We start from the raw sequence: 21623 nt of genomic DNA, 5'->3' as shown, positions 1-21623 counted from the left end.
CGCCAGGTGACGGATCGGCACTCACGGCTCCTACGGTTGACGTCATGAATAAGAACGTGGCCGGGCAATGAGACGGCTGGCAGGCAAGTTGGTTCCCCGCACCACGGGAGGGCGATGGGCGCTTGGCATCGGTTCCGCCGGCGTGGTGGCAGTCGGCATCTACCTGGCCTTCTTCGTCTTCGCGATTCATCTGATCTTCGTAGACGAGGTGGTGGACGAGGAGGCGCCGGAGTTCGCCGCCGATGTCGGCGATACCGACATCGACGAGCTCATCAGCACTGCACTGGCCAGTGGCGGTTCCGAAGGACGGGCTGCGCTCGCCGAGCGACGCTCGGAGCTCGAATCTGAAGCGGACCGCATGCGCACCGACGCAATGGCCGACGGCTCGGACGAGGCGATGGGCGAGATGTACGGGCATCTGAACCCGATGCTGGAAGAGATAGCCCAGTTGGAAGCCGCTGAGGAGCAGATGATGAGCCCCGACGAGGCGGCGCAGCTCGTCGCCGAGCGGGAACGGGAGCAGATCGAGACGATGGCGGCGGCCGAGGAGATGGCTGACGGCGGCGTTCGGGTCGCTTACGTCGGGAGCTTCGGGCCCCGCTCGCACCCCGCCGAGGGTACGGCGGTGGTGCTGACCGATGGCACGCAGACGTTCCTGCGGTTCGACGACGACTTCGCCACCGACAACGGTCCCGACCTGAACGTGTACCTGCACACTGCGGGTCCCGACGCCTCGGTCGGCGATCTCGTGGACGATTTCATCGACTTGGGTGACTTGAAGGGCAACATCGGGGCGCAGAACTACGTGATTCCCGACGATGTGGACCTTGAGCGGTACAGCACCGTTTCGGTTTGGTGCGTTCGCTTCCGTGTGGTCTTTGGTACTGCTGCGCTTGTGCCTATGAACTGACCGCTTGGTGCGCGCGCACCTCTTGCGCCCGCCGCTGCAGAACACGGTCGGCTACCTCGAGAGCTATGTCCATGGAGGCACCACCACGATGCTGTCGGCGGGCGAGGTGCACATCCCCGGTCGGCCGAACGACGTCGCGGGGGTGAAGGCGCTCGCGGTCACGGCCCACAAGTGCTACGAGAACTATCGGCCCGGCGGGATGCGGGTGCATGCCGCTCGGGATGCTCTACACGATCATCCACATGGCGGCAGTCAGCGACCTCAAGGTGACCGACCTGATCGGTGCTGCGCGAGTTTTAGCTCAGGCAGCTGTCATGAAGCGCACGTTGAGGTGGAGGTAGGCGTTCGTGTTCGGGTGCTTGGCCCAGATCTCCTGCCACTCGGCACCGCCGAGCTTCGAACGGAAGCCCTCCTCGCGGGCTTGCCGGCTGTCCCAGCGAATGATCCAGCACACGTTTGGCTGGCCGTGCGGGGACACCTGCGGGTCTGATCCCGCTACCTCGGGCTCATGGCCGTCGTCGACCCAGAAATCGATCACGTCCAGGTTGGCCCGCAGCCACGGCGCTGCATGATCGGTGGCCCATTGGCGGTAGGCGTCGAACCACTCGGGCTCGATGGTGTAGTCCCGTACTTCCACAATCGCTTCGGTGTCGTCAGGCATGGTGCATCCTCTTTGGGTTCGTCAATGCTGTGCGAGTTCTCTTTGCTAGCCGACGTCGCAAGCTGATGTCGGGGCTTGCCGATGGCCACAGCGTCTGGCCTGCATGCGTCAGCGCCGCAGGGCTGGCGAGCCTCGCGGCCCGTGCGTTTCGTCAGGCCGGCTGCCCAGCGGTGGGAACGGCCCCGATGTCCTCGATCACGTCGGGCGGCAGGTCGGCGCCGATGTCCATGGAGACGCTGGCGTTCACCTCGTCGACCAGGCCGTCGAAGTGCTCGGCAATGGCGCCGGCGATCTGGTCATGGCGACCAACTGCAGCAAACAGCCGCACCACGTCGTCGTCGACGCAGGCGGCCATCTGGCCCCAGCCGTCGTTGCGTGAAAGATGGTTGAGCTTCTCGCCGAGGTCCCCGAGGTCATGCTGTTCGAGCACCGGCCAGTACGCCCGGGTGCTGCCGTAGAAGCCGATCCGGTAACGGACCCACTCCACCATGCGCTCCACGGCCTCGTCGTCGGGGCCGGTGCAGATGAACCCGCCGCCGGTCACCCAGAAGTCGCTGCGGCTGCGCCCGGCCCGGTCGAGCCCGGCCTGCAGCTGGGGCATCACATGTTCCCGCAGGTAGTCCGGCGTGCAGAAGCCGTGCAGGCGCACCCCGTCGCAGTACTGCCCGGCGACGCGCAGCATGGCCGGGCCGACCGCAGCGATCATGATCGGCGGGGTCGGCCCGTCGAGCGGCTCGGGCGTGAAATTCGGCGTCATCAGCGAGAAGCGGTAGTGCTCGCCCTCGTAGCTGAGCTGCTCGCCGGTGGACCAGGTGTGCCAGATGGCCCGGATCGCCTGCACGTACTCGGCCATGCGGGGCGCCGGCGCCGACCACGGCACGCTGAACCGTCGCTCGTTGTGGCCCTTCACCTGGCTGCCGATGCCCAGCACGAAGCGCCCGTTCGAAGCCGCTTGGAGGTCCCACGCAGTCGACGCGGTCACCATCGGGCTGCGGGGGAAGCTGATCGCCACGCTGGTGGCGAGCTTCACCCGCTCGCTGTGCACCGCTGCGATGCCGAGGGGGATGAACGGCTCATGCCGGTTTTCCATCGTGACGACGCTGTTGTAGCCGTCGGCCTCGATCCGCCGCACCTCGTCGGGCACGGCTCGCAGGTTGTGCTGGGGCAATGTCGCGCTGACATGCATGGGGCGCTCCCGTCTTCCAGCGAGTCATCATGCTGCAACCGCACCGTCGCCGCTGCCAAGCGTGCCTGCTGATGCCGTGCCCGCCCTATCAGCGCCCTCGGCAGGATTCGAACCTGCGACGCACGGTTTAGGAAACCGACGCTCTATCCCCTGAGCTACGAGGGCAAATCCGGCGAATATCCCGACGGGATTGCTACTCGAAGTCTGCCTCGTTCGCCGCCGGCATCCGCGCGCCGCCGCGCTCGTTATTCACCCTGGGTTTCGCGCAGGCTGAATGTTGTGGTTTTCTGTCTTGTCGTGGTCGGTGTTGCCCGCAGGGTCGGCGGCTTCGAACTCCACCACAACGGCACCTGCTGGGCCGTCGCCGGAGCGCGGCACCCCGCGTGCGTACCCACCAAGCCCCCCACAGCGCGGACACGGCCGCGCCGACACCACAGCACCCAATAGCAGCAACGCCACGACCCAAGACGGGCTCACCGCAAGCCACTTGCTCAGCACACTCCTCGACGTTCGGGGGCGCCTCGCGATGCGCGGCGTTGGATCGCCGACGCAGGCAGAGGCCACTAGTCTCGCCTCGTGGCGAGGCCCATGCATAACTGCATTCTTCACGAACTTTGCGTGGTGCTGCTGGACAACGACTGCGGACGCGTGAGGACTCTGCCGGGGCAAGCCGAAGATTTCGGGTTCGCCGCGGGCGTCCTTCTCGAGCTGGCCCGCCGAAATCGGATCGATCCCGAGTCCGATCCGCTTCAAGTCATCGATGATCGACCGATCGGCAATGAAGTTGCGGACACGGTCTTGGATCGCATTTGTGCTGCCGAGCAGCCACACTCTGCGGAGTGGTGGGTGCGTCACATCGGCGTCGAATTCGGTTCCCGGATCGCCGATGCGAGTCTGAGCGACTTGGTCGAATACGGGATCGTGGAACGGGTGCCGGGCGATTTATTCTTCCTCGCACCCAGTGTCGAGCTCACCGGCCGCTATCCGTGTCCCGCACTGGAGCATGGTCCCGAAGAAGCCCGCACTCGGGTGATGCGGACGCTGCTGCTCGGAGAGTCGCCCGGGACGCGTGATGTCACGCTGATCCAGCTTGCCGAAGCCTGCGGCGTGTTCGAATGCATCCTTGGCCCTCCCCAAAGAGAGCAGGCACGGCGCACCATCTCGCAGCTGGGAACGTCGCATCGGCTCTGCCAAGCGGTTGAGCGCCTCGTCGCTGCTGACAGCGCGCTGCGAGCGCCGGATCCGGTGTCATGCAAGCCGATCCCCGACGTTCCAGGGCTGCCACTCTTGGGCAATGCGCTGCAAATGACGGGCGAGATACAGCCCTATCTCGCCGATCAGTACCGCAGATTCGGGCCGATATTCCGGATCCGGCTGCCCGGCAGGCGCATTGTCGTCATGGGCGGCAAGAAGGCGAACGAATTCGCACGGCAGCACTCCGAGAGGTGTTTCCGTACCGACGAGGCGTTCGCTCCGATGAGCCGCGCTATCGGGTCCCGCCGCGCGCTCCTTGCTTCGAACGGACATGATCACATCAAGCTCCGTCGCAGCGTCCACGCAATGCTCGTGTCAGCGAACGTCAGAGAGCATGTACCGGAGATGGTCGCAATCGCCCGGAATGTGCTGAGTTCCTGGCACGCGACGACATCTGTCTCGGTGTATTCAGCGATGCAGGAACTGTTCATTCAGCAGACCGGGATGTTGCTTTTTGGGAACTCGTTTGCGGAGCACGTCGATCATCTCAAGTATTGGAATGACGCAGTCATTATCGCTATGCGTCGTGATCGGCCAAAGTTCTTGGTCGAACGCCGGCTGCGACGAGTGCGTCCCAAAGTTCAGCAGCTCTTCCGCGGAATAATAAGTGAGCACAATTCGCAACTTCGTACCGGGTGCCCTCGCAATGTTGTTGATGAAGCTCTAGAGCTGCACCGCCGTCACCCTGAGCTGATAACCGAATGGGACCTCATGTGGGCGGTCGTGGCGCCGATTATGCAGTCGTTGGATCAGATGGCGTGTGCGATGGGGATATCGATGCTTCATGTGCTCGGGAATCCGCGTTACGCCCAGCAATGCCGAGCCGAAGCAGATGAAGCGTTCACATCAGGAGCACTCGAAGCTGAGGGCCTTGAGCGGCTGGCAGTGACGAGGGCGCTGATCACTGAGGTGATCCGTCTGCACGGAACCACGCCGATCCTGCTTCGAACGGCGCGCGAGTCCTTCGAGTTCGAAGGCCACTGGGTGCCCGCCGGTTCGGAGGTGTGGCTCGCCACAGCTGCGGTTCACTACGACCCCGATTACTACCGCGACGCCGACACGTTCGCGCCCGAACGGCACCTGCCGCCTCGAAGTGAGTCCCATGTGGAGGGGGCGTTCACAGCTTTCGGAGTGGGCTCGCACTCCTGTCTCGGCAGGGATCTCTCCATGGACCTGATGACGCTGAGCATGGCCACGCTGTTGCACGGCGCCGAGCTGGATCGATTTCCGGCCAGCGACCGCAGCGTGAAAGTCACTCAGTATCCGCACCTGCGTCCCAGTTCCAAATGCCGGATGCAGGTGAAGCGTCTGCGCCGAGTCGGCGATGTGTCGCCTCGAGACGGCGAAGCGCCCTTGTCCCGAACCGCCCGGTAGCAGTCGAGCATGTCGCTTCTTCGTATGCGATGGTCCCTGCGGGAAGGACGCGGGCGCTGGATCCAGATCGTCGGCATCGCATTCACTCTCGCTATCGGCATAGGCAGCTACGCGGGACCGGCCAGCGCTATCGACTGGCGAGTCGACGCGACCGACAAGAGCCTGAATCTCACCAATATGTACGACCTGCGGGCGACGGTCGGCGGGGGCGAAGACGTACCGGCGGGCTCTCTCGCGCGGATCGCCGGAGCCATCGAGGGCATCGACGAGTTCAGCGAGCGTCTCGTGCTCGACACCCAGGTCGAGACCACCGTGGACGGCGAAGAGCTGCTCGTGCACGGTCGCATCGTCGGTGTCGAGGAATCCCCCGGGGGACCACGCGTCAACCGCGTCGAAGCCGTCGCGGGAGAGGCCTTGCCCTCCTCGGGAACGGGCGGGCCTCGTGTCCTGGTCGAGTCGAAGTTCGCCCGCAACCACAACCTGCCGCAAAGCGGCACATTGATCGTCGGGGGCGACACCGGCGTCGAATACGTCGGCCACGCCACGTCGCCGGAGTACTTCTTGATCGTCGAGGGAGGCGGTTCGCTCGGCCAGTCCAACTTCGCCGTGCTCTTCGCACCTCTTTCTACCGCGCAGGACCTCCTGGGCCGCACAGGCGCGGTCAACGACCTGGTCGTGACGCTGACACCGGGTGCCGACGTCGAGGCAGTGCGGGAACAGCTGGTCGATGCCATGGCCTCACTGGAGGTGATCACCCGTGGCGAGACACCGTCGTATGTCGGATTGGTCAATGCGCCCGAGATCGACCGGGACCTCAACCTCGTCATCGCCCTGCTGCTCATCCTTGGCGCCGGCTTCGCCGCGATGAATTTCTCCTCGCGCATGGTGGAGGCCCAGCGGCGCGAGATCGGCATGTCCATGGCGATCGGCGAAAAGCCTCGCTCGATTGCGATCCGACCGATGACGGTGGGCTTGCAGATAGGCGTCCTCGGAGTCGTCCTGGGCACCGCCTTGGGTTTCTTGCTGTCCGGCCAAGCGGTGGCGGTCGCCGAAGCGAACTTCACCTACCCGGTCTTCGAACAATCATTCAGGCTGGGCGTCTACGCCCAGGCCGCCGCGATCGGCTTGGCGTTGCCGCTCGTCGCGGTGTCCTGGCCAGTTCTTCGCGCCGTCCGAGTCCGACCCGTCGAGGCGATTCGGTCCGGTCACCTGGCATCTCGGGGCGGCGTTCTCTCCCCGATTATCAGCCGCGTGCCTCTGCCTGGCAGCAGCCTCGCGCGCATGCCCTTCCGCAACCTGCTGCGTGCGCCTCGGCGGACGTTCATGACCCTGCTGACGTTCTCGTTGAGCGTGGCGATTCTGTTCGCCATGGTGGGGTTCAGCAGTTCCTTCGCAGCAACCTTTGATCGAGGCAATGAAGAGCTGCTCGGCGACGAGCCCGAGCGCTTCATGATTTATTTCGACTCCCTCTACTCAGTCGATTCGCCACAAGTGACGGATGCGCTCGCCGACCCGACGGTGCGTCTCGGCGAGCCCGCACTCGTCCTTGGGGCGAGCGTCACCGCCGACTCGCCTGTCACAGATCCCGACGAGGCCGTCCGACTCGATCTCGTGGTTCGCTTCGTGGATTTCGGCAGCAAAGTGTGGACGCCGAGCGCGTCGCAGGGATCGCTGTCTCAAGGAGCGCCGGGCATCGTGCTTGCCGACAAGGCCGCGAGCGACTTCGGCGTGAGCGCCGGCGATGAGGTGTCCGTCACCCATCCCGCACTGGTTGACGGGGCGTTCACCTACATCACAACCACGCTGCCTGTCACTGCGATCCATCCGCATCCGCTGCGGCACAACGCCTACATGGACCTCTCGCAGGCGTCGATGTGGGGGTTCGGCGACCTCGTCAACGTCATCACCGGCGTGCCGGCGGAAGGCAGCAGCCTGAACGACGTCAAACGGTCGCTCTTTGGCACCGGTACCGGAGTCTCTCGTGTGCAGGGCCTGGGCGAATCGTTCAAGTCGATCGAGGACTCGCTCGATCAGTCGGCAGGTCTCTTTATCGCGGCCCGCGTGTTCGTCATCTTGCTTCTGCTGCTCATTGCGTTCAATACCGCCAACATCAACGTGGACGAGCGGGCTCGCGACCATGCAACGATGTTCGCCTACGGCGTACCCGTGCGACGGGTGGTCGCGAACCTCTCAGTCGAAGGTCTGCTGCTCTGCGCGATTGCGGTCCTGCTCGGCGTCCTCTTCGGGTACGCGCTGCTGCTGTGGATGGTCCTGCAGCTGATGCCGACAGCCATTCCTGAGATCGGGCCATTCGTGTCGATCAGCCCTGTCGAGATGGCGCTGTATCTCACCCTCGCGCTCGTCGCAGTCGCATTGGCCCCCGCATTCTCGATTCGCAAGCTGAAGCAGATGTTCATACCGGGCGCGCTGCGAGTCATGGAGTAAGAATCGTCTGGCCGTGTGCGCACCGCGCACCCGAACGCCATGTCACCTGCAATTGCGGGTATCTGGGACACGCAGCGATAGTCACGGTGGTATCCGCAGGAGCCCACCAGAGTTCCCCGAAGTCACTCGAGCGCGCTGCCGTCGCTCACGAGGTCGATGATCCCGATCGAGGGGCGGGCGCCGAGTCGGAGCTGCGGGGCGTTGCCGCGCTCGCGGCCCACGCCCGTCGACACATAGATCGGTGTCCCGTCCAGCTCGTTCAGTCCGCCTGCGGCGATATGTCTGGGCACGTTCGACAGCGTCAGCGGCGGTCCGAAGATCGGCAGTGAGACCTGTCCGCCGTGGGTGTGGCCGGCCACCAATAGATGGACGGGCATCGTTCGCACCAGCTCGATGGCGTCGGGCTTGTGTCCGAGCAGGATCCGCACGCCGGCCTGCGAGTCGCCTGCTTGACCGCCTGCGGCCTGTTCGTCGCTGACGAGTTGCTGCGCCATCCGCCGGGCCGCCGCGTCGTCGCCGAACAGCGTCGTGCCGCCGATGCTCACCGAGACGCCGTTGAGCTCGAACGTGTCGATCTCGTTGTCGAGCACTCGCGCGCCGGTGCCGGCGGTGATCTGCCGCAGACCCGCCACGGTGTCGGTGTTGCCGCTCACCAGGTACACGAGCGGCACCTCGTCGACGATCCGCTCGATCAGTTGTGTGAACTGCGGTGCCCGCTCGTCGAGCAATTCGGCATCGAACTGGTACAGGTCGCCGGGCAGCACGACGATGTCGGGCCCGAAGCCGAGCAGGCGTTCGGTCGCATTGCGCTCGTAGTCGCCGATGGCGGTGGTCTGCAGGTCAGCCAGCACGCCGATGCGGATCGGCTCATTGACGCCTTCGACCGCAAGCTCCACGGCGTCCACCTTCAGCCAGAAGGGCTCCACATGGGTTGCATAGACGCCGACCGGCGCGGCGGCCAAAGCGAGTACGCAGGCGGCGGTGACAGCCCCAGGCCGCGGCCGGGCCCACAGCAGCACCATGCCGCCGGCCAGCGGCACCCCGACGGTCCCCACGACATAGGCGACATGGATCAGCGTGAACCCGTCCACGCCGGTGATTGCCAGCCCCCCGACGCCGAACAACACTGTGCCGCCGAATCCCACGCCCGCGGCCCGCGCGAGCATCCGTCCGCCGCCTAGGCCCCCACGCAGCCACCGCACCGCCAAGAACCCCGACACGGCCCCCACCAGCACAGCGACTGCAACGCAGTAGTAGTTCAGCAACATCGACCACACGACCCCGAGTCAGCAGGGTGCCACGGATGTACGCCACCGATCAGCCTGCGCGCATCGATGGCGTTCTGCTCTACGGCTGCGGTGCCAGCATCCACTTGTTGCCGCGGGTTCGAGGCTCAGCATGCGTGGGCATCACTATGCCGTCGGCCCTGAGTCGGCGCAGCCAGTTCAGCACTGTCTGTTTCGATGTGCCAAGCGCTGCTGCGAGATCGGCGCTGCTGCGCGGTCCCGCCTCGAGCAGTCGAATCATTTGGTCCGGAGTGCCGTTGTAGAGATCGCGCGAGGGAGCCTGATGCCCGACATCTGCCCCTGAAGTGCGTGCCCATGGATCATGGTCGAAGGCGCTCCGAATGCGGTCGGAGCCGCCAATTGCCGAGACACCGATGCGGAAGTGCTGATCTCGTACCGTTACAACGAGTTCGCGTACCCGATCGTCCAGTTCGGGCGGTCCCATCCCCATCCGGTCAAGGGCTTGAACCGCCGCACGCAATCCCGAACCTCGGTTCTCGCAGACGGGCCTGCCGGTTCCCGGAATGACGACATCTTCCAGCAGTCGTGCGAGTAGCGCATTGCGGGTGCTGTTGATGCTTGAGCCGATGAGCTGCGCCACGTCGCTGTGCCCGGCGTGCACACCGTGCAGTCCGCCGGGGCTGGCAACCTCGAATCGGTCCGGGTACAGCGAAATGCGCACTTGGGTGCCGTGCGCCGTCGGGTGGTAGTCGCGGTGCATGAGCGCATTGGCGACTATCTCGCGGATGGCCTCCGTCGGGTAGTCCCAGACGTCCTGTCGGCCGGCGCCTTCCACGACTGTGCGCCGTCGCATGTTGCGCTGCATCGCCGAGACGGCCTGCGCCACGATCGCTGGTATCGGCCCGTCGAGCGGCTGATTGTCGATGAACCGCGTTCCGTCGGCGAGGGGCGAACCGTCGGCTCTCGGCAGCACGACGAACGAAGCGGCCAACTGAGGCACGAACTGCTGCGGATAGCGGCCAAGCGCCAGCAAGCCCGCGAGCGTGACTGGCGAGTCGGGCCGTTGTTCACTCAGCACACCGAGCATGTGCAGCACTTCGTGGTCGGCCGCTTCGGTGAAAATTTCGCCGCGGCGCTGGCGAAGCCGTCTCAGCAGGTCGTCCACCAGAGCGTTGTTCAGGTGCTCCAACCGTGCATCGTCGATCGGCGCGGCATCGTCGGTCGGCTGGCCGCGGCCCGAGATCATCAGGTGAATCTCGTAGTCCGTCAGGCGTCGGTTGCCGTCGTGAACCCGTGTGTACGAACCGTGGTTCATACCTTCGGCTCGGACGTGACAGGGTCGATATTGGTGCCCCAGAGGCAGGATGCGAGCCGCAATGACAGGTTGGCCTTCGACATGGCAGATGCCGATAGTCGGCCGGATCTTGGGCTCGAGATCATCCGAGCATGCCGAAGCAAGGTCGGCAGCGAGCTGGGCAGGGTTGATCGGCACCGGCAGGAAGTCCGTATCGCTCAGTCCGAAGACAAGCAGGCCGCCTCGACCGTTGGAAAACGCTGATATGGACTTCAGCACGCTCTCAGGGAAGCCGCCCGCCGCGGATTTGACTTCGACCGACTCGTGATCGGTAGCGGCAGCCCGAAGCAGCGGTACTGCCGCGTCAAGTTCCGCTTGGAGTTCTGCCGACGCAGAATGGGTGCCGGCCGTCTCAGCGTTCACAGTACTCATGCTAACGGTTTTGTGCACATTGCGGAAATGTTATGCACAATTGAAAACGTTGCGGAAACTTTTGTGGAAAGGATATTGCTGCATCCTTCGCCTGAGATGTCCGTCGACGATGCATTCGCGCACCACCGCCAAGTCTTCGCCGATGCGGATGCGGGGTTGCCAGCTGGGAGTGGCGGCGCCGTGGCGCCGACGGCGACCAGATCAGCGCTGTCGCCGAGGAAACGGGCCTTGCGCCCGAGCTGATCGATCTCGCGGCCGATTACTACGCCACGTTCCCCGCTGAGATCGACGACCGCATCGCGGCTGATGTGAGGGCAGAATTAGAAGGGCGAGTCCTCGTCGATGAGCCCTAGGTATTGCAGCACTCTCATCTGGACTTCGTCCAGCTTGGGCCGCGGGACGCTGCCGGTCAGGTCTTGGAGATCCGACTTGGGTATGGCCTGAAGCGCCGGCACCCGAACCCAGCATTTCTCGGGCATGTTGCCGTCGCCGGCGGCGAGCTTCACGCAGAGTTCGGTGCGGAATCTCGTGGATTTCGAGATCGGACATCCGAGCACGACACGCCAGTTTTCCCGGTCGTTGTAATCGGCTGTGCTGAGTACGAGAAACGGCCGGCGCGAGTCGTGCACACTCCGATGCTTGCCGTCGTCCAGCGAGATCAGTTCGTCCGCGACCAGATAGATGCCGCCGGTGACAGGCCGGTCCACTGCTAGTCGTCGAGCAGGATCTGGTTCGCTCGTGCTCGGTTTGCCCGCAGCGGATTCAAGATTTCCGGACGGCAACCGGGCGGTGCCGGCTCTTCGTCGTCGACGTAATTGTCGAGCATGCGCTGGAAGCGGTGCAGGGTCGCTGACGCGCCCGGGATGGGGGCAGTGTCCCCCAAGTCGAGGATTACGTTGCGCTCGCCGTCCGCTTGGGCTTCGCGCATCGGCTCGGTCTCGTAGGTGAGGTCCTTGAGCTCGGTAGGGCTGAGGCCGCCATGCTCGGAGAGCACGTCTTCGAGGTGAAGCAGAAAACGGTTTGCCTCGTCGAGGCTCGTCGTCGCGGCGGCGGCTCGCAAGCGGTACTCGGGACTGCCGAAGTAGTTGTTGGTCTCTTCGACGGTGATGTCGCCGCTCGCCGCCAGCCGTTCTTCGACGCTGTAGAGATCGTCTGAGAACGGTCCGTAGTGCCGCCATTGCCACACCACACCTGAGCCCGTGACGCCGTCACTCTCGACCGAACGCAGATCGGCCAGATACAGCAGCTTGGCGGACTTGGTGCGCGTCATCCACAAGCCCCGAGCTTCTGCCAGCCCCAACAGCGCCTTCATCGCCTCCGATGCGCGAGGCACATCGGTGCGCACACGAGCCACACGTCCAGCATATTCACCTCCTGATGACGGGCCTAGACAAGCCAGCACATTCGGCATCATCGCAACCCCCGGTTCTCCGTAGTTGACTCTCGACACGGCTGACATGCTCGTGAAGGGGTGTGACAGTCATGATGTTGGGGTCAGCAGTTCGGGCCTGCTGCCACGCCGGTTCGCGATCCATGCAAGCCGGGCACGGCCACGACCCCGGCTAGCTTCGGAACGAGGTGCCGAGGGGTACGTGGCTCAATGTCTTGAGACGGGCCGGCTTCCGCCGGAGTTCGCGATGAAGCTGACGTACGCAGTCGTTATTGAGCAGACCCCGAAGAACTACGGCGCCTACGCACCCGACGTTCCGGGATGCATCAGCACCGCCGCCACCCCCGATGAGATGCTCGCGAACATCCGCGAGGCGATTGCCATGATGCTCGATGTCGATCCCGCCGATGTGGGTGCGATCGACGTACATGTGCAGGAGCAGGGCGAGGCCGGGTCGCTGGCCTAGCGGTCAGATGCGCCGCACCCTTGTGGCTACGGCGACAGTCAACGGGAGGCGCGGAACTCACCGCTTGCGCAGGGGAACCTGAGCATTAGGCCCTGCGCCGACTTCAAGCGGACCGGCTTCCCATTCCGCACGCCAGGTGCGTTGCCGTCGATCCGATGGTTCACATATCGTGACGTCCAACAACCCCGAGGGGTCGCTTCTCCAGCGGCTTCCGGGGTTCAGTCGTTCTAGCACTGTCGTGGTAGCCCGCGAGAGTTGATTTACGACGTTCCCGCCGCACGCCGATTTGGTCGGTGGCATCCCGTTTCGCGCCGACGGAAGGCGACGGGTCAGGGCAGGATCTCGAGCCGTTCGCAGTGCAGAGGCCGGACCACGCCGAAGTGGCGGCGGTCGATGGTGGCCACGGCCTTCGCGCCCAAGCGCTCTGCAGCGGCAATGACGGAGGCATCGACCGTACCCAATGGCAGATCGGCGTAGGTGTGAACCAGTTCGGCGATGCGCAGCCAATCACTCGCTGCCACGGGCTCCACGAACAGGTCGCCAGAAGCGAAGTCGCCCAAGAACCGTACTTCGGCCCGAGAACCCAGTCGCGTACCGACGAGGTTCGCGACTTGGGTGACCACCAGGGTCGGCACAATGAGCGGTCCCGGATGCTGCGAGAGCAGATTCAAGCTGGACGCGTGATGTCGATCGTCTGCGTCGATGTAGGCGTAGAGCGGCCCAGCATCGACGATCAGCGCGATGCTGGGACCTCGCTTGCCAGGATCTCCTCGATGCGTTCGGAGATGTCTGAACGACCGCTGCGACCGGCCGCACCTCGACCGTCCTGGTGCGGTCCAAGATCGCCGCGGCGAATCTCGGGTTGAGCGAGAGCACCAGTGCCCGGGCCGCTCTCGAGGAAATGCTCGGTCATAGGCGGCAGGCCACACCGCAGGCGTACTGCCGTGCGGTCGGGTCCTTGGTTCGAATCAAATGGGACCGATCAACGGGTCCCTGTCATTGGAGAATGCGGTGCGGCGAGCCCTTCGTGATGACGAAAGACACGAACACATTGGCATCCACCACAACTCGCATCGGTGTGGGTCAGCGCGTGCGGCGAGCTTTGCGGACCCGCCGAACTTCCTCGACGGCGAGATCGAGTGCCTGGTCTTCATAGAGGTCTGAGTTGTTCTCGGCGCTCGCGGCGAGGTCAGCGCTGACGGCAGCAGCCTCGGCAGGCTCACATGCAGTCGGGGCCCTTCGTGTCGTGTGTGACTGTGACAAAGCGCCGAGAAACCGGGTCTGTCCTGAGGCACGAATTCGGCATCCCTCTGCGCGACTGCTTGCAACACCGACTGCGTAGGTTCGGAGTATGGCCACGCGGCGCACACTGAGCGGTCCTTCGAAGCAGCGGCTCAGAGAAGACGTGCACTACATCCAGAACGGCAAGTGCAACAACCGTCACTGCTTGAAGCCGAAGAAGAAGTGGCGCTTGGAGGACTTGGAGCTCGACCACATCAAGCCCTTGGGCGACGGCGGCACCGATGCCGACGACAACTTGCAGCTGCTGTGCCGCGACTGCCACACCCGCAAGACACGCCGCGAGAATCAAGCGCGGGCGAAGGCCAAGAACGCACCCAAGTCGAGATCTCGCCGGCAACAGCGCAAGCGCGGCAACCAGCCGAAGCTCACGGCGCCACCAGTGAGTAATCCACACCGTGTTAGATCATCCGGCACCATGTCTGGTCGCCCACATTGACAGCGTGCAGGGTGATGACGACGACCGTGAGCGGTCCTCGTCGCCGCAGGGTGATCACTGCTGTCAGGCGCTGAGAGCGATTCGGCCGCTACTGACGGTGTCGGTGATCGATCGGCACGCGACTGACGACGAGGGTTTGGGAAGTCCTGTCGTGCCAGGCGCGTCCGTGTCGATCCCAGATGGCCGAGAGATAGGTGAGGCAGTACAGGGCAATTGCGACGAGTGTCGCTATCGGGGGGTTGGCTCCCCAGATGAACACCATTCCGCACACACTGACTGACAGTGGCAGCGCAGCGCGGACGAATGACGCAGCGACGCCCGGCTTGTGTCCGTCCTGTAGACGCACGACCTCCAGTCCCTTCAGGCGCTTTCCTCGTGTCTGTCCAGTGGCGGTTGTCGCCCAAGTCTCATACGCAGCGGTCAAGAACAGCGCGGTGAACACGATGACCAGCGGCGTGAGCAGCCACCCATAGGGCTCACGTTCGTCTTCCATGATGAGCCGGGCGTACGCGAGGCATCCCATCAGCGCAGTTGCGAGCACCAGCACAAGACCGGCGAGTATCAAGTCGATTCCGCGTGCCGCGACCCGTTCCTTGAACGTGGCGAGCGCCACATCGCGACCCGAGCGGAGTGTGATCTCAGGTTGACGCGGACCGTGGCGGGAAGGTGTCCGCATCTCAGTGGCAGTACTCCTCGGTTCGCCCAGGAATGCTGGCGGTCGGGCTGCGGCGAGCTGGCGTCGGTGCCGAGTCCCGGTCGGGCGATGGGTGACTGCCACGTCCCCGAAAAACCGTGCCCGTCCACCCGAAGTCTGGCTCTACGGTGCCACCGGAGCTTGCATCGAGCTCGCAGCGGAGGGTACCCGCCTGGCGGTGCCCGACATGTCGAATCCTCAAAAGACGTAACCCCGGCCGTTTGCCGAAGCAGGGACGGTTCCGGGGCTTTGACGAGGCACTCTACTGACGTGCCGGCCCTCGCATCGGCGTTCCCGCACCACCCAGCCCAAGGTGACCCACGCCGCATCCGTGCCGATGTTGAGCACCGGATGGAAAGGCTGCACTTGCTCCGCAACCGGATCGCTCATCGCGAGCCGATCTTCCGCCGCGATCTTGCGCGTGATCACGCTCAACTCCTGGAGCTGATCGGTTGGATGTGTGCCGACAGTCAGACATGGGCCGCCGGCGGCAGCCGCACCCCCGAGACCATCGCCGAGCGATCAGGCTGAGCCCTCTGGCTCCCGTCGCCCAGATCGAGGGCACCGAGGTGCTCAAGGGCACAATGGGCTGTCAAGGAGACACGTCGTGGCGCACGCATTCTCTGTCGAGGAGATCATTGGTCAGCCGGTTCCCCACGTGTGGGCCGCTCTCACCGACTGGCCCAACGCTCACCGTTGGATGCCTGGGATCGGCAAATTCACCGCCGACGGGGAGACCGCAGAGGGCACCCAGTTGACGTTCCGTGCTCGTGGCAAGGATCGCTCCAGCACCATCGTGCGATGCGTCGCCGGACAGTCGATAATGCTGCGTTCAGTTCAGGGCGGCGTGACCGCGGACTGCACCTACGAGGTCCACGAGCACGGCGACGGCACCTCACGAGTCATGCTGACCGCGGACTGCCAGAGCACGGGCGTGCTGTGGCGTGCGATGTCGCCCTTGCTGCGCATCGCCATCCGAGCGTCCGATGGCAAACAGCTCAGGCTCCTCAAGGCCATGATCGAACAGGGCTGACCACCGCATCTGGCCAAGTCGTCGCCGCCGCCCGCGTTCGTGCTGATGGAACGCGAAGAGATTCTCGTCGCCGCGCTGGCGTCAGGCCGAAATCGGTTGGATCGAAGTGCAGGGCTACCGTTACGTTCGTGGCGGTGAAGAAGCTGTCGGTCTCCTTGGACGAATCGGTCGCCGAACGTGCGGCCAGCGCTGCTGCGTCGCACGGGGTGAGCTTGTCTGCGTGGCTCAACGCTGCTGCGGAGCGGGCGATCCGTATCGAGGACGGGCTTGCGGCCGTGCGTGAGTGGGAAGCGGAGCACGGCGAGCTCAGCGTCGAGGAGCTGGCCTGGGCTGATCAGGTGATCGCTGCCGACATGCGGGCATGAGTCAGAGAAGTGCCCGGATACAAGTACGACACCGGCGCGTTGATTGCTGCCGAACGCAACGATCGGCGGGTGTGGGCCTTGCATCAGGGGTGCTCTCCGAAGGCCTGACGCCGACGGTGCCCGCGGTCGTATTGGCCCAGGGTTGGCGCGGCGGCCCGCAGCCACAGATGTCGAGATTGCTGTCGGGATGCCGGATCGAGACCCTCTCTGAGGCGGTAGATCGTTCTGCGCGCAGCGCATGTGCTCTGGCCGGCACCAGTGACGTCGTCGATGCCGCAGTTGTGGTTGGGGCATGTGCTCGGGGGGACATTGTCGTCACGAGCGATGAGCGAGATCTCCTGCACATCGCCGCCGCTCTCGGAGTCGCACTGCGTACACGGCAGGCCTGATTGCCGCCAGACCAGTTGCCGGTGACCAGATCAGGCTCCTCAAAGCCATGATCGAAGAGGCCTGACGACCGCATCCGGCCAAGGCGTCCGCTGCTGCCTCGGCTCAATCGGGGGATTCGGGCGTGCGTTCGTAGAACTGCACGTAGAACGCGGCGTCGTGCGCGGGTTCGATGTGATGGCTGACGCCGGGAATGATCGGAACGCGTTCTCCCGCCGCTGCGCGGACTCGCCGCGGCGAGTCATCGACGAACAGCACCGAGCCGTCGAGTACGACGAGTTCGGCCCATGTCGAGGTCACATGGGACGTGGTCAGCGCCGGGGGGACAGTGGCGGCGTCGAACGTGGGTGTTCGGCGAGCCGGCGTGGCTCCAGCGGGAATCCTCGGACTGTCTGGCGTGATGAGTCGAAACTACGCGACCAAGCGCTCATGAACCGCAGCCACATCGAGTTTGTCAGCGAATGGTCACACGACCGGCCGCTCCCGCCACCGTTCGATCCGCCGCGTCTGCGGAACTGCGGGTACTTCCACAGCAGCTTGAGGAGCACGCGTCCGTAGCCCGGCGTCACGGCAAACAACGTAACCAACGGCGTTGCCCGCCATCGTGCTGTCGACTGGCGGAACTGCCGCCAACGGGCGCTGCCGGAGCCGCATCATCGTCTTCGGCTCGTTCGCTCGCCGCGAGGCTGACCGGACGAGCGACATCGATGTCGTCGTGGTGCGCCCCGACGAGGTGGACCCCGACGACGACGCATGGATTGAAGGGATCGACCGGTGGCGCCGCAACGCCGGAGCGATCGCGGGGAACGACATCGAGGTCATCGAGGTCGGGCTGACCGCAGCCGTCGAGAAGCTGGCGGACGGTGGGCCGGTGTGGGACGAAATCTCTCGTGACGGCGTAAGCGTCTTCGGTGCGTCTCTCGACCGGCTCCAGGACCTGATCAATGCCTAAGTCGCCTCGGACAAGACCAGTGTCAGCCGCTCAAGTGCGTGCATACGCCCGCAAGGCTCAAGAGTTCGCCGACGCCGTGGCTGCCGGCTTGGGCTAGCAAAGTCCGACCGTCACGAGATGCGAAAACCGTCGCGGCAACCCAGATTCTCCCGAATGGACATCGAATGGACACTGAGCAGCCACGCATCATCCTGCTGACGGGCGTCCCGGGCGCTGGCAAGACATCGGTCGCGGACGCTCTCGCCCCGATGTTCCCCCGGAGTGCGCACGTCGAAGATTCGAAGGCGCGCCGTCAGGCGGCTATGTAGCGAGCGCTTGGTCGGATGATCTTGTTGTTGGCGGCCTGCTCGAGAATGTGAGCGCCCCAACCGACGACCCGGCTCGCCGTGAACGTTGAGGTGAACGCCTCCTGGGGCAGTCCGGCCAGGTGCAGCACCACCGCGGCGTAGTACTCCACGTTGGTGACAATGACGGCGTCGGGTTTGCGGTCGGCCAGGAATGCCAGCAACTCTGCTTCGATCGCCACCGCACGCTCCACGAGTTCGCCGCCGAAATCGAGTGCTACGTGCTTCAGCGTTTCCGAGCGCGGGTCTGCCGCCTAGTACACGGCATGCCCGAACCCCATGAGCTTGCGGCCGGCGTCGAACTCGGCCGCTGCCCACCCACGAGCCGCTGCCGGGTCGTCGATTGCGTCGAGCATGTCGAGCACCCGGCTCGGGGCACCGCCGTGGAGCGGGCCTGCCAGCGCACCGAGCGCTGCGACGAATGCGCTTGCCACCGACGCACCGGTGCTGGTGACGACCCGGGCGGTGAACGCCGAGGCGTTGAACCCGTGCTCGGCGGTGAGGCCGAGGTAGGTCTCGACGGCTCTCGCGTGGGTCGTCGGCGGATTGTCGCCCAGCGTCGATCTCAGGTAGTGCGCTGCGTATGGCAAGCCTCGTTCGGGAGCGATCGGCTCGCCGCCTGAGCGGATGCGGTTGACCGTGCCGAGCACGGTCGGTGCAGCGCCGACGGCTTGCAGCACCGCCAGGCGGCGTTCGTCGCGGGTCAGGTCGATGGTCGGGCGCCCGTCGACCACCAGCGGCAGCACGCTGGCCAGTACAGCCAGCGGGTCGAGATCCGTTCGCGACAGCTTCACGACTAGGTCGAGTGCATCCGCGTTCAGCTCCCGGAACGCAGCTAGCTCGGCGGTGAATCCGGCCAGGGCTCCGTCTTCAGGCAGCACTCCGTCGACCAGCAGGCAGGCAAGTGCCTCGAAGGAGACTGACCGAGCGAGTTCGGTGGCGTCGCGGCCTCGGTAGTGGTACCAGCCTTCGTCGCCTCGGACGGTGCCGACGGACGTCTCGGCCACGATCAGGCCCTTCAGCCCGGGTGGGGCAACAGATCCTGCGGGGAAGGCATTGGTGCTCATGTCGGCGAGCGTAAGTGCGCGAAGGTATATTGACAACGTTGATCAATATCAACGTTGCTTTGGTTCACACTGAGCGAGCGCCGATAGCAGCCGACGGAATCCAGCAACCAAGAAAGGGCGAACCAAGCGCATGGACGACTGGCTGACGACCGAGCAAGCGGCTGTCCGCCTCGGTGTCAAGCGCGAAACCCTCTACGCCTATGTCAGCAGGGGACTGCTGCACCGGGCGCTGGATGCGGACGGCCGCAGGTCGCGCTTCGATCCAGCGGAAATCGACCGACTCCGCCGGCGGCAACGGCCCGAGGGTGAATTTGCCACGCTCGTGTCAACACGGATCGCACGGCCGAGCGATGAAGGCGTGTGGGTACGCGGCCGGGATCTCGTGGCCGAGGCAGCGCTGTCGACGTTTGAAGATGCTGCCGACCGGGTGTGGCAAGCCGGCCCTGGGGAGATCTGGCCGCCGGTCACCGATCCCGACGAGATTCATGACGATGTGCTCGCCCGAGTCCCGAAGCAAGCGCCGCTCATGGACCGGCTCCAGATCGGCGTGGCGCTGGCCTCTGCAGCAGACCCACTGCGTGACGATCTCACGCCGACCTCGGTCCGCACGGCGGGCCGTCGAGCCGTGTGCGCGATGGTCCGCTCGCTGCCGCGTCGCTGCAGGCCGCAGGGCGACCGCATCGTAGATGCATTGTGGTGCCGCCTGTCACGCCGCCAGGCCAGCCAGCGGCGCCGGTCGGCGTTGAACCGGGCGCTGGTGCTCTTGGCCGAGCACGGCATGGCAAGTTCCACGCTCGGCGCCCGAGTAGCGGCTTCGGTTCGCGCCGATCCCTACTCGGTCATCACGGCCGGTCTCGGCGTGCTCGGCGGGCGATTGCACGGTGCAGCGAGCGCTCCCGTCCATCTGCTTCTTGCCGAGGCGGCGCGCAGCGGCGATCCGGCCCGTGCCCTCGGCGACGCGCAGCGAACGCTGAGCTTCACGCCGGGCTTCGGGCACGTCACGCTCAAGCGACGCGATGCCCGGTTTGGGGCACTGATGGAAGCCCTGACCGGTGCCTGGCCGACAGACGACCGGCTCGGAACCGTGCTGGAGGTGCACAACCTCGCAGCCGACCGAACCGAGGGCGTCGCCACCGTCGACTTCGCACTCGGCGCCATGACATTCCTGGCCGATATGACGCCCGAAGCCGGCGAAGCCATCTTCGCCATCGCCCGAACCGTCGGCTGGGTCGCTCACGCCCTCGAGGAATACGGCGAAGAGCCCCTCCGCTTCCGCTTCCGAGCCCGTTACGTCGGCGACTGAGCCGCACTACGGCGAACATGCAACTGGGTAGCTCCGTGAAGTGGCGCAGCCGAGCCGCCGACAGCGGCGATTGTCTCCTGGCCGGAAATTCAGTTCCGCGCAAGCGGCCTCACCGGCTAGTCAGGTGCCATGACGTACTACGACACGACCGAAGACCCACGAGACTCGGCCTTGATACTTCGCTTCGACGCCCACGTCGGCGCATTGCCCCACGCGTGCGGCTGTGGCTACGCTTGTGGTCACAAATCGATACACCGGTACGGGAGGCAGATCAGATGAGGTCGGTAGGGGTGCGGGAGTTCCGCGACCACGCGACGAAGCTGATCGGCTCCGGCGAGACGCTCGTCATCGAAAAGCACGGGGAGCCGGTTGGCTTCTTCGTGCCGATCGTCGCCAAGGACCGGCGCGCTGGGGCGCAAACGCTCGAGCGCCTGGACGTGCTCGTCACCGAAGTGATCGAAGGGACTGGGCTGACGGAGGACGAATTGGTGTCCGAGATCGTGGGCGCCGTCGACGGCCGCGACTGGAGAGACCAGCTGCAGTCGGCTCGAGGGAGCCGCAACCCGTCCGAAGGTCTGGTCTCTACCGCCACCCCGTGGCCGCGCGAGCCCGATGAGGCTGGTCGTTGACACCAGCGTTCTCGTCGGCGAACTCTTGCGGCAGGCCGGGCGAGAGCGCCTTCGTGACAACCGCCTGAATCTCTTCCTGCCCGAGCAAATGTGGCGGGAAACGCAGTGGGTGCTCCCCGCCCGAATAGAGCAATTCGGACAGCGACGCGGCCTCTCGCCGACGACCCAGCATGACTTGGTGATGACCTCTTTGGAAGCGGTGACGGGAAACGTCGACGTCGTCGCCGAGCCGATCTACATGGCGCGAGAAAACGAGGCCCGGGCTCGCTCGCTGCGCGATCCAGACGGCTGGCCAGTCGTGGCGTGCGCGCTGTCGCTCGACGCTGGAGTGTGGACCAACGACAACGACTTCCTCGGCACCGGCGTGCCGACGTGGACCACGGCAACGCTCGACCTCTGGCTGCAACGAACAGATTCGACGGACGAGATGTAGCGCTGCAACACCTGTGCTG

23 protein-coding genes, 1 tRNA gene and 2 pseudogenes are annotated in these 21623 nt (G+C 65.0%); 13 read left to right on the top strand and 13 right to left on the bottom strand.

What is annotated here, in order from left to right; all coding sequences use genetic code 11:
- Positions 1 to 67: 67 nt before the first annotated feature.
- Together ACOOF5_RS04530 and ACOOF5_RS04525 are read left to right on the top strand one after the other, a co-directional pair.
- Entirely contained in the window at positions 68 to 910 is an 843-nt protein-coding gene (locus ACOOF5_RS04530; protein WP_420437050.1) for a DM13 domain-containing protein, read from the top strand.
- 31 nt (positions 911 to 941) lie between these two features.
- Positions 942 to 1124, top strand: a pseudogene (locus ACOOF5_RS04525) (hypothetical protein); the annotation flags it as partial.
- An 87-nt stretch (positions 1125 to 1211) separates the two neighbouring features.
- Here ACOOF5_RS04525 and ACOOF5_RS04520 read toward each other — a convergent pair.
- The 4 genes from ACOOF5_RS04520 to ACOOF5_RS04505 form a co-directional block, all read right to left on the bottom strand.
- Positions 1212 to 1571: a hypothetical protein gene (locus ACOOF5_RS04520; RefSeq protein ID WP_420441017.1), complete on the bottom strand. Its 360-nt coding sequence runs from the start codon at positions 1569 to 1571 to the stop codon at positions 1212 to 1214.
- A 151-nt stretch (positions 1572 to 1722) separates the two neighbouring features.
- Positions 1723 to 2757 (bottom strand): TIGR03617 family F420-dependent LLM class oxidoreductase, encoded by a 1035-nt coding sequence (locus ACOOF5_RS04515; RefSeq protein WP_420437048.1) that lies wholly within the window; start codon positions 2755 to 2757, stop codon positions 1723 to 1725.
- Positions 2758 to 2849: 92 nt separating this feature from the next.
- Positions 2850 to 2922: transfer RNA gene (locus ACOOF5_RS04510), tRNA-Arg, on the bottom strand.
- An 84-nt stretch (positions 2923 to 3006) separates the two neighbouring features.
- On the bottom strand, positions 3007 to 3135 hold the full coding sequence (locus ACOOF5_RS04505; RefSeq protein ID WP_420437046.1) for a hypothetical protein: 129 nt from the start codon (positions 3133 to 3135) through the stop codon (positions 3007 to 3009).
- Positions 3136 to 3333: 198 nt separating this feature from the next.
- Here ACOOF5_RS04505 and ACOOF5_RS04500 point away from each other — a divergent pair, with 198 nt between their 5' ends.
- Entirely contained in the window at positions 3334 to 5385 is a 2052-nt protein-coding gene (locus tag ACOOF5_RS04500) for a cytochrome P450 (RefSeq protein WP_420437044.1), read from the top strand.
- 9 nt (positions 5386 to 5394) lie between these two features.
- The gene (locus tag ACOOF5_RS04495; protein WP_420437042.1) at positions 5395 to 7830 is read left to right on the top strand and encodes an ABC transporter permease; all 2436 of its coding nucleotides are present in this window, start codon (positions 5395 to 5397) and stop codon (positions 7828 to 7830) included.
- Positions 7831 to 7952: 122 nt separating this feature from the next.
- Here ACOOF5_RS04495 and ACOOF5_RS04490 read toward each other — a convergent pair whose 3' ends face one another.
- From ACOOF5_RS04490 to ACOOF5_RS04475, 4 genes are all read right to left on the bottom strand, one after another.
- Positions 7953 to 9098 carry a metallophosphoesterase gene (locus ACOOF5_RS04490; RefSeq protein WP_420440891.1) on the bottom strand — a complete coding sequence of 382 codons (1146 nt, stop codon included), beginning with the start codon at positions 9096 to 9098 and terminating at the stop codon, positions 7953 to 7955.
- Between the two features lie 79 nt (positions 9099 to 9177).
- Positions 9178 to 10794: an ATP-binding protein gene (locus ACOOF5_RS04485; RefSeq protein ID WP_420437040.1), complete on the bottom strand. Its 1617-nt coding sequence runs from the start codon at positions 10792 to 10794 to the stop codon at positions 9178 to 9180.
- Between the two features lie 329 nt (positions 10795 to 11123).
- Positions 11124 to 11510 carry a type II toxin-antitoxin system PemK/MazF family toxin gene (locus ACOOF5_RS04480; RefSeq protein WP_420437038.1) on the bottom strand — a complete coding sequence of 129 codons (387 nt, stop codon included), beginning with the start codon at positions 11508 to 11510 and terminating at the stop codon, positions 11124 to 11126.
- 2 nt (positions 11511 to 11512) lie between these two features.
- On the bottom strand, positions 11513 to 12157 hold the full coding sequence (locus tag ACOOF5_RS04475; RefSeq protein WP_420437036.1) for a type II toxin-antitoxin system antitoxin SocA domain-containing protein: 645 nt from the start codon (positions 12155 to 12157) through the stop codon (positions 11513 to 11515).
- Between the two features lie 283 nt (positions 12158 to 12440).
- On the opposite strand from ACOOF5_RS04475, the gene ACOOF5_RS04470 reads away from it, so the two are divergent.
- Positions 12441 to 12659, top strand: a complete 219-nt coding sequence (locus tag ACOOF5_RS04470) for a type II toxin-antitoxin system HicB family antitoxin (protein WP_420437034.1) — start codon at positions 12441 to 12443, stop codon at positions 12657 to 12659.
- A 329-nt stretch (positions 12660 to 12988) separates the two neighbouring features.
- On the opposite strand, the gene ACOOF5_RS04465 is transcribed toward ACOOF5_RS04470, so the two are convergent.
- The gene (locus tag ACOOF5_RS04465) at positions 12989 to 13393 is read right to left on the bottom strand and encodes a type II toxin-antitoxin system VapC family toxin (RefSeq protein WP_420440889.1); all 405 of its coding nucleotides are present in this window, start codon (positions 13391 to 13393) and stop codon (positions 12989 to 12991) included.
- Positions 13393 to 13572, bottom strand: coding sequence for a hypothetical protein (locus ACOOF5_RS04460; RefSeq protein WP_420441015.1), 180 nt, complete (start codon positions 13570 to 13572; stop codon positions 13393 to 13395). The genes ACOOF5_RS04465 and ACOOF5_RS04460 overlap by 1 nt, the downstream gene beginning before the upstream one ends.
- A gap of 438 nt (positions 13573 to 14010) precedes the next feature.
- Here ACOOF5_RS04460 and ACOOF5_RS04455 point away from each other — a divergent pair, with 438 nt between their 5' ends.
- Complete coding sequence (locus ACOOF5_RS04455; RefSeq protein WP_420437032.1) at positions 14011 to 14397, top strand: HNH endonuclease; 387 nt, start codon at positions 14011 to 14013, stop codon at positions 14395 to 14397.
- 88 nt (positions 14398 to 14485) lie between these two features.
- On the opposite strand, the gene ACOOF5_RS04450 is transcribed toward ACOOF5_RS04455, so the two are convergent.
- A complete protein-coding gene (locus ACOOF5_RS04450) occupies positions 14486 to 15073 on the bottom strand; it encodes an RDD family protein (protein WP_420437030.1) in 588 nt (195 codons plus the stop codon).
- 288 nt (positions 15074 to 15361) lie between these two features.
- Here ACOOF5_RS04450 and ACOOF5_RS04445 point away from each other — a divergent pair, with 288 nt between their 5' ends.
- The 3 genes from ACOOF5_RS04445 to ACOOF5_RS04435 all read left to right on the top strand — a co-directional run bounded on the left by ACOOF5_RS04445 (position 15362) and on the right by ACOOF5_RS04435 (position 16489).
- On the top strand, positions 15362 to 15622 hold the full coding sequence (locus tag ACOOF5_RS04445; protein ID WP_420437028.1) for a hypothetical protein: 261 nt from the start codon (positions 15362 to 15364) through the stop codon (positions 15620 to 15622).
- A 76-nt stretch (positions 15623 to 15698) separates the two neighbouring features.
- Positions 15699 to 16124, top strand: a complete 426-nt coding sequence (locus ACOOF5_RS04440; RefSeq protein WP_420437026.1) for an SRPBCC family protein — start codon at positions 15699 to 15701, stop codon at positions 16122 to 16124.
- A 128-nt stretch (positions 16125 to 16252) separates the two neighbouring features.
- Positions 16253 to 16489: a hypothetical protein gene (locus ACOOF5_RS04435; RefSeq protein WP_420437024.1), complete on the top strand. Its 237-nt coding sequence runs from the start codon at positions 16253 to 16255 to the stop codon at positions 16487 to 16489.
- 492 nt (positions 16490 to 16981) lie between these two features.
- Here the strand turns inward: ACOOF5_RS04435 and ACOOF5_RS04430 are convergent, their stop codons facing one another.
- Complete coding sequence (locus tag ACOOF5_RS04430; RefSeq protein ID WP_420440887.1) at positions 16982 to 17257, bottom strand: DUF1971 domain-containing protein; 276 nt, start codon at positions 17255 to 17257, stop codon at positions 16982 to 16984.
- Positions 17258 to 17468: 211 nt separating this feature from the next.
- Here ACOOF5_RS04430 and ACOOF5_RS04425 point away from each other — a divergent pair, with 211 nt between their 5' ends.
- Positions 17469 to 17828, top strand: a complete 360-nt coding sequence (locus ACOOF5_RS04425) for a nucleotidyltransferase domain-containing protein (protein ID WP_420437022.1) — start codon at positions 17469 to 17471, stop codon at positions 17826 to 17828.
- A 292-nt stretch (positions 17829 to 18120) separates the two neighbouring features.
- On the opposite strand, the pseudogene ACOOF5_RS04420 reads toward ACOOF5_RS04425, so the two are convergent.
- A pseudogene (locus ACOOF5_RS04420) lies at positions 18121 to 19239 on the bottom strand (citrate/2-methylcitrate synthase).
- Between the two features lie 130 nt (positions 19240 to 19369).
- On the opposite strand from ACOOF5_RS04420, the gene ACOOF5_RS04415 reads away from it, so the two are divergent.
- The 3 genes from ACOOF5_RS04415 (at position 19370) to ACOOF5_RS04405 (ending at position 21604) form a co-directional block, all read left to right on the top strand.
- Positions 19370 to 20542, top strand: a complete 1173-nt coding sequence (locus tag ACOOF5_RS04415) for a citrate synthase (protein ID WP_420437020.1) — start codon at positions 19370 to 19372, stop codon at positions 20540 to 20542.
- A 275-nt stretch (positions 20543 to 20817) separates the two neighbouring features.
- Positions 20818 to 21171 (top strand): type II toxin-antitoxin system Phd/YefM family antitoxin, encoded by a 354-nt coding sequence (locus tag ACOOF5_RS04410; RefSeq protein ID WP_420437018.1) that lies wholly within the window; start codon positions 20818 to 20820, stop codon positions 21169 to 21171.
- Positions 21155 to 21604, top strand: coding sequence for a PIN domain-containing protein (locus ACOOF5_RS04405; RefSeq protein WP_420437016.1), 450 nt, complete (start codon positions 21155 to 21157; stop codon positions 21602 to 21604). The genes ACOOF5_RS04410 and ACOOF5_RS04405 overlap by 17 nt, the downstream gene beginning before the upstream one ends.
- Positions 21605 to 21623 lie beyond the last annotated feature (19 nt).

The sequence above is a fragment of the Candidatus Poriferisodalis sp. genome (genome assembly GCF_965214215.1).
GTDB lineage: Bacteria > Actinomycetota > Acidimicrobiia > Acidimicrobiales > Poriferisodalaceae > Poriferisodalis.
Note: the sequence above shows the minus strand (reverse complement) of the source record. Positions and strands in the feature narration are given on the sequence as shown.

Bases quoted from the DNA above. Each gene is read 5' to 3' on its own strand.
- ACOOF5_RS04530 (WP_420437050.1), top strand. From the start codon at position 68: ATGAGACGGCTGGCAGGCAAGTTGGTTCCCCGCACCACGGGAGGGCGA.
- ACOOF5_RS04520 (WP_420441017.1), bottom strand. From the start codon at position 1,571: ATGCCTGACGACACCGAAGCGATTGTGGAAGTACGGGACTACACCATC.
- ACOOF5_RS04515 (WP_420437048.1), bottom strand. From the start codon at position 2,757: ATGCATGTCAGCGCGACATTGCCCCAGCACAACCTGCGAGCCGTGCCC.
- ACOOF5_RS04495 (WP_420437042.1), top strand. From the start codon at position 5,395: ATGTCGCTTCTTCGTATGCGATGGTCCCTGCGGGAAGGACGCGGGCGC.
- ACOOF5_RS04490 (WP_420440891.1), bottom strand. From the start codon at position 9,098: ATGTTGCTGAACTACTACTGCGTTGCAGTCGCTGTGCTGGTGGGGGCC.
- ACOOF5_RS04470 (WP_420437034.1), top strand. From the start codon at position 12,441: ATGAAGCTGACGTACGCAGTCGTTATTGAGCAGACCCCGAAGAACTAC.
- ACOOF5_RS04460 (WP_420441015.1), bottom strand. From the start codon at position 13,572: ATGACCGAGCATTTCCTCGAGAGCGGCCCGGGCACTGGTGCTCTCGCT.
- ACOOF5_RS04455 (WP_420437032.1), top strand. From the start codon at position 14,011: ATGGCCACGCGGCGCACACTGAGCGGTCCTTCGAAGCAGCGGCTCAGA.
- ACOOF5_RS04450 (WP_420437030.1), bottom strand. From the start codon at position 15,073: ATGCGGACACCTTCCCGCCACGGTCCGCGTCAACCTGAGATCACACTC.
- ACOOF5_RS04415 (WP_420437020.1), top strand. From the start codon at position 19,370: ATGGACGACTGGCTGACGACCGAGCAAGCGGCTGTCCGCCTCGGTGTC.
- ACOOF5_RS04410 (WP_420437018.1), top strand. From the start codon at position 20,818: ATGAGGTCGGTAGGGGTGCGGGAGTTCCGCGACCACGCGACGAAGCTG.
- ACOOF5_RS04405 (WP_420437016.1), top strand. From the start codon at position 21,155: ATGAGGCTGGTCGTTGACACCAGCGTTCTCGTCGGCGAACTCTTGCGG.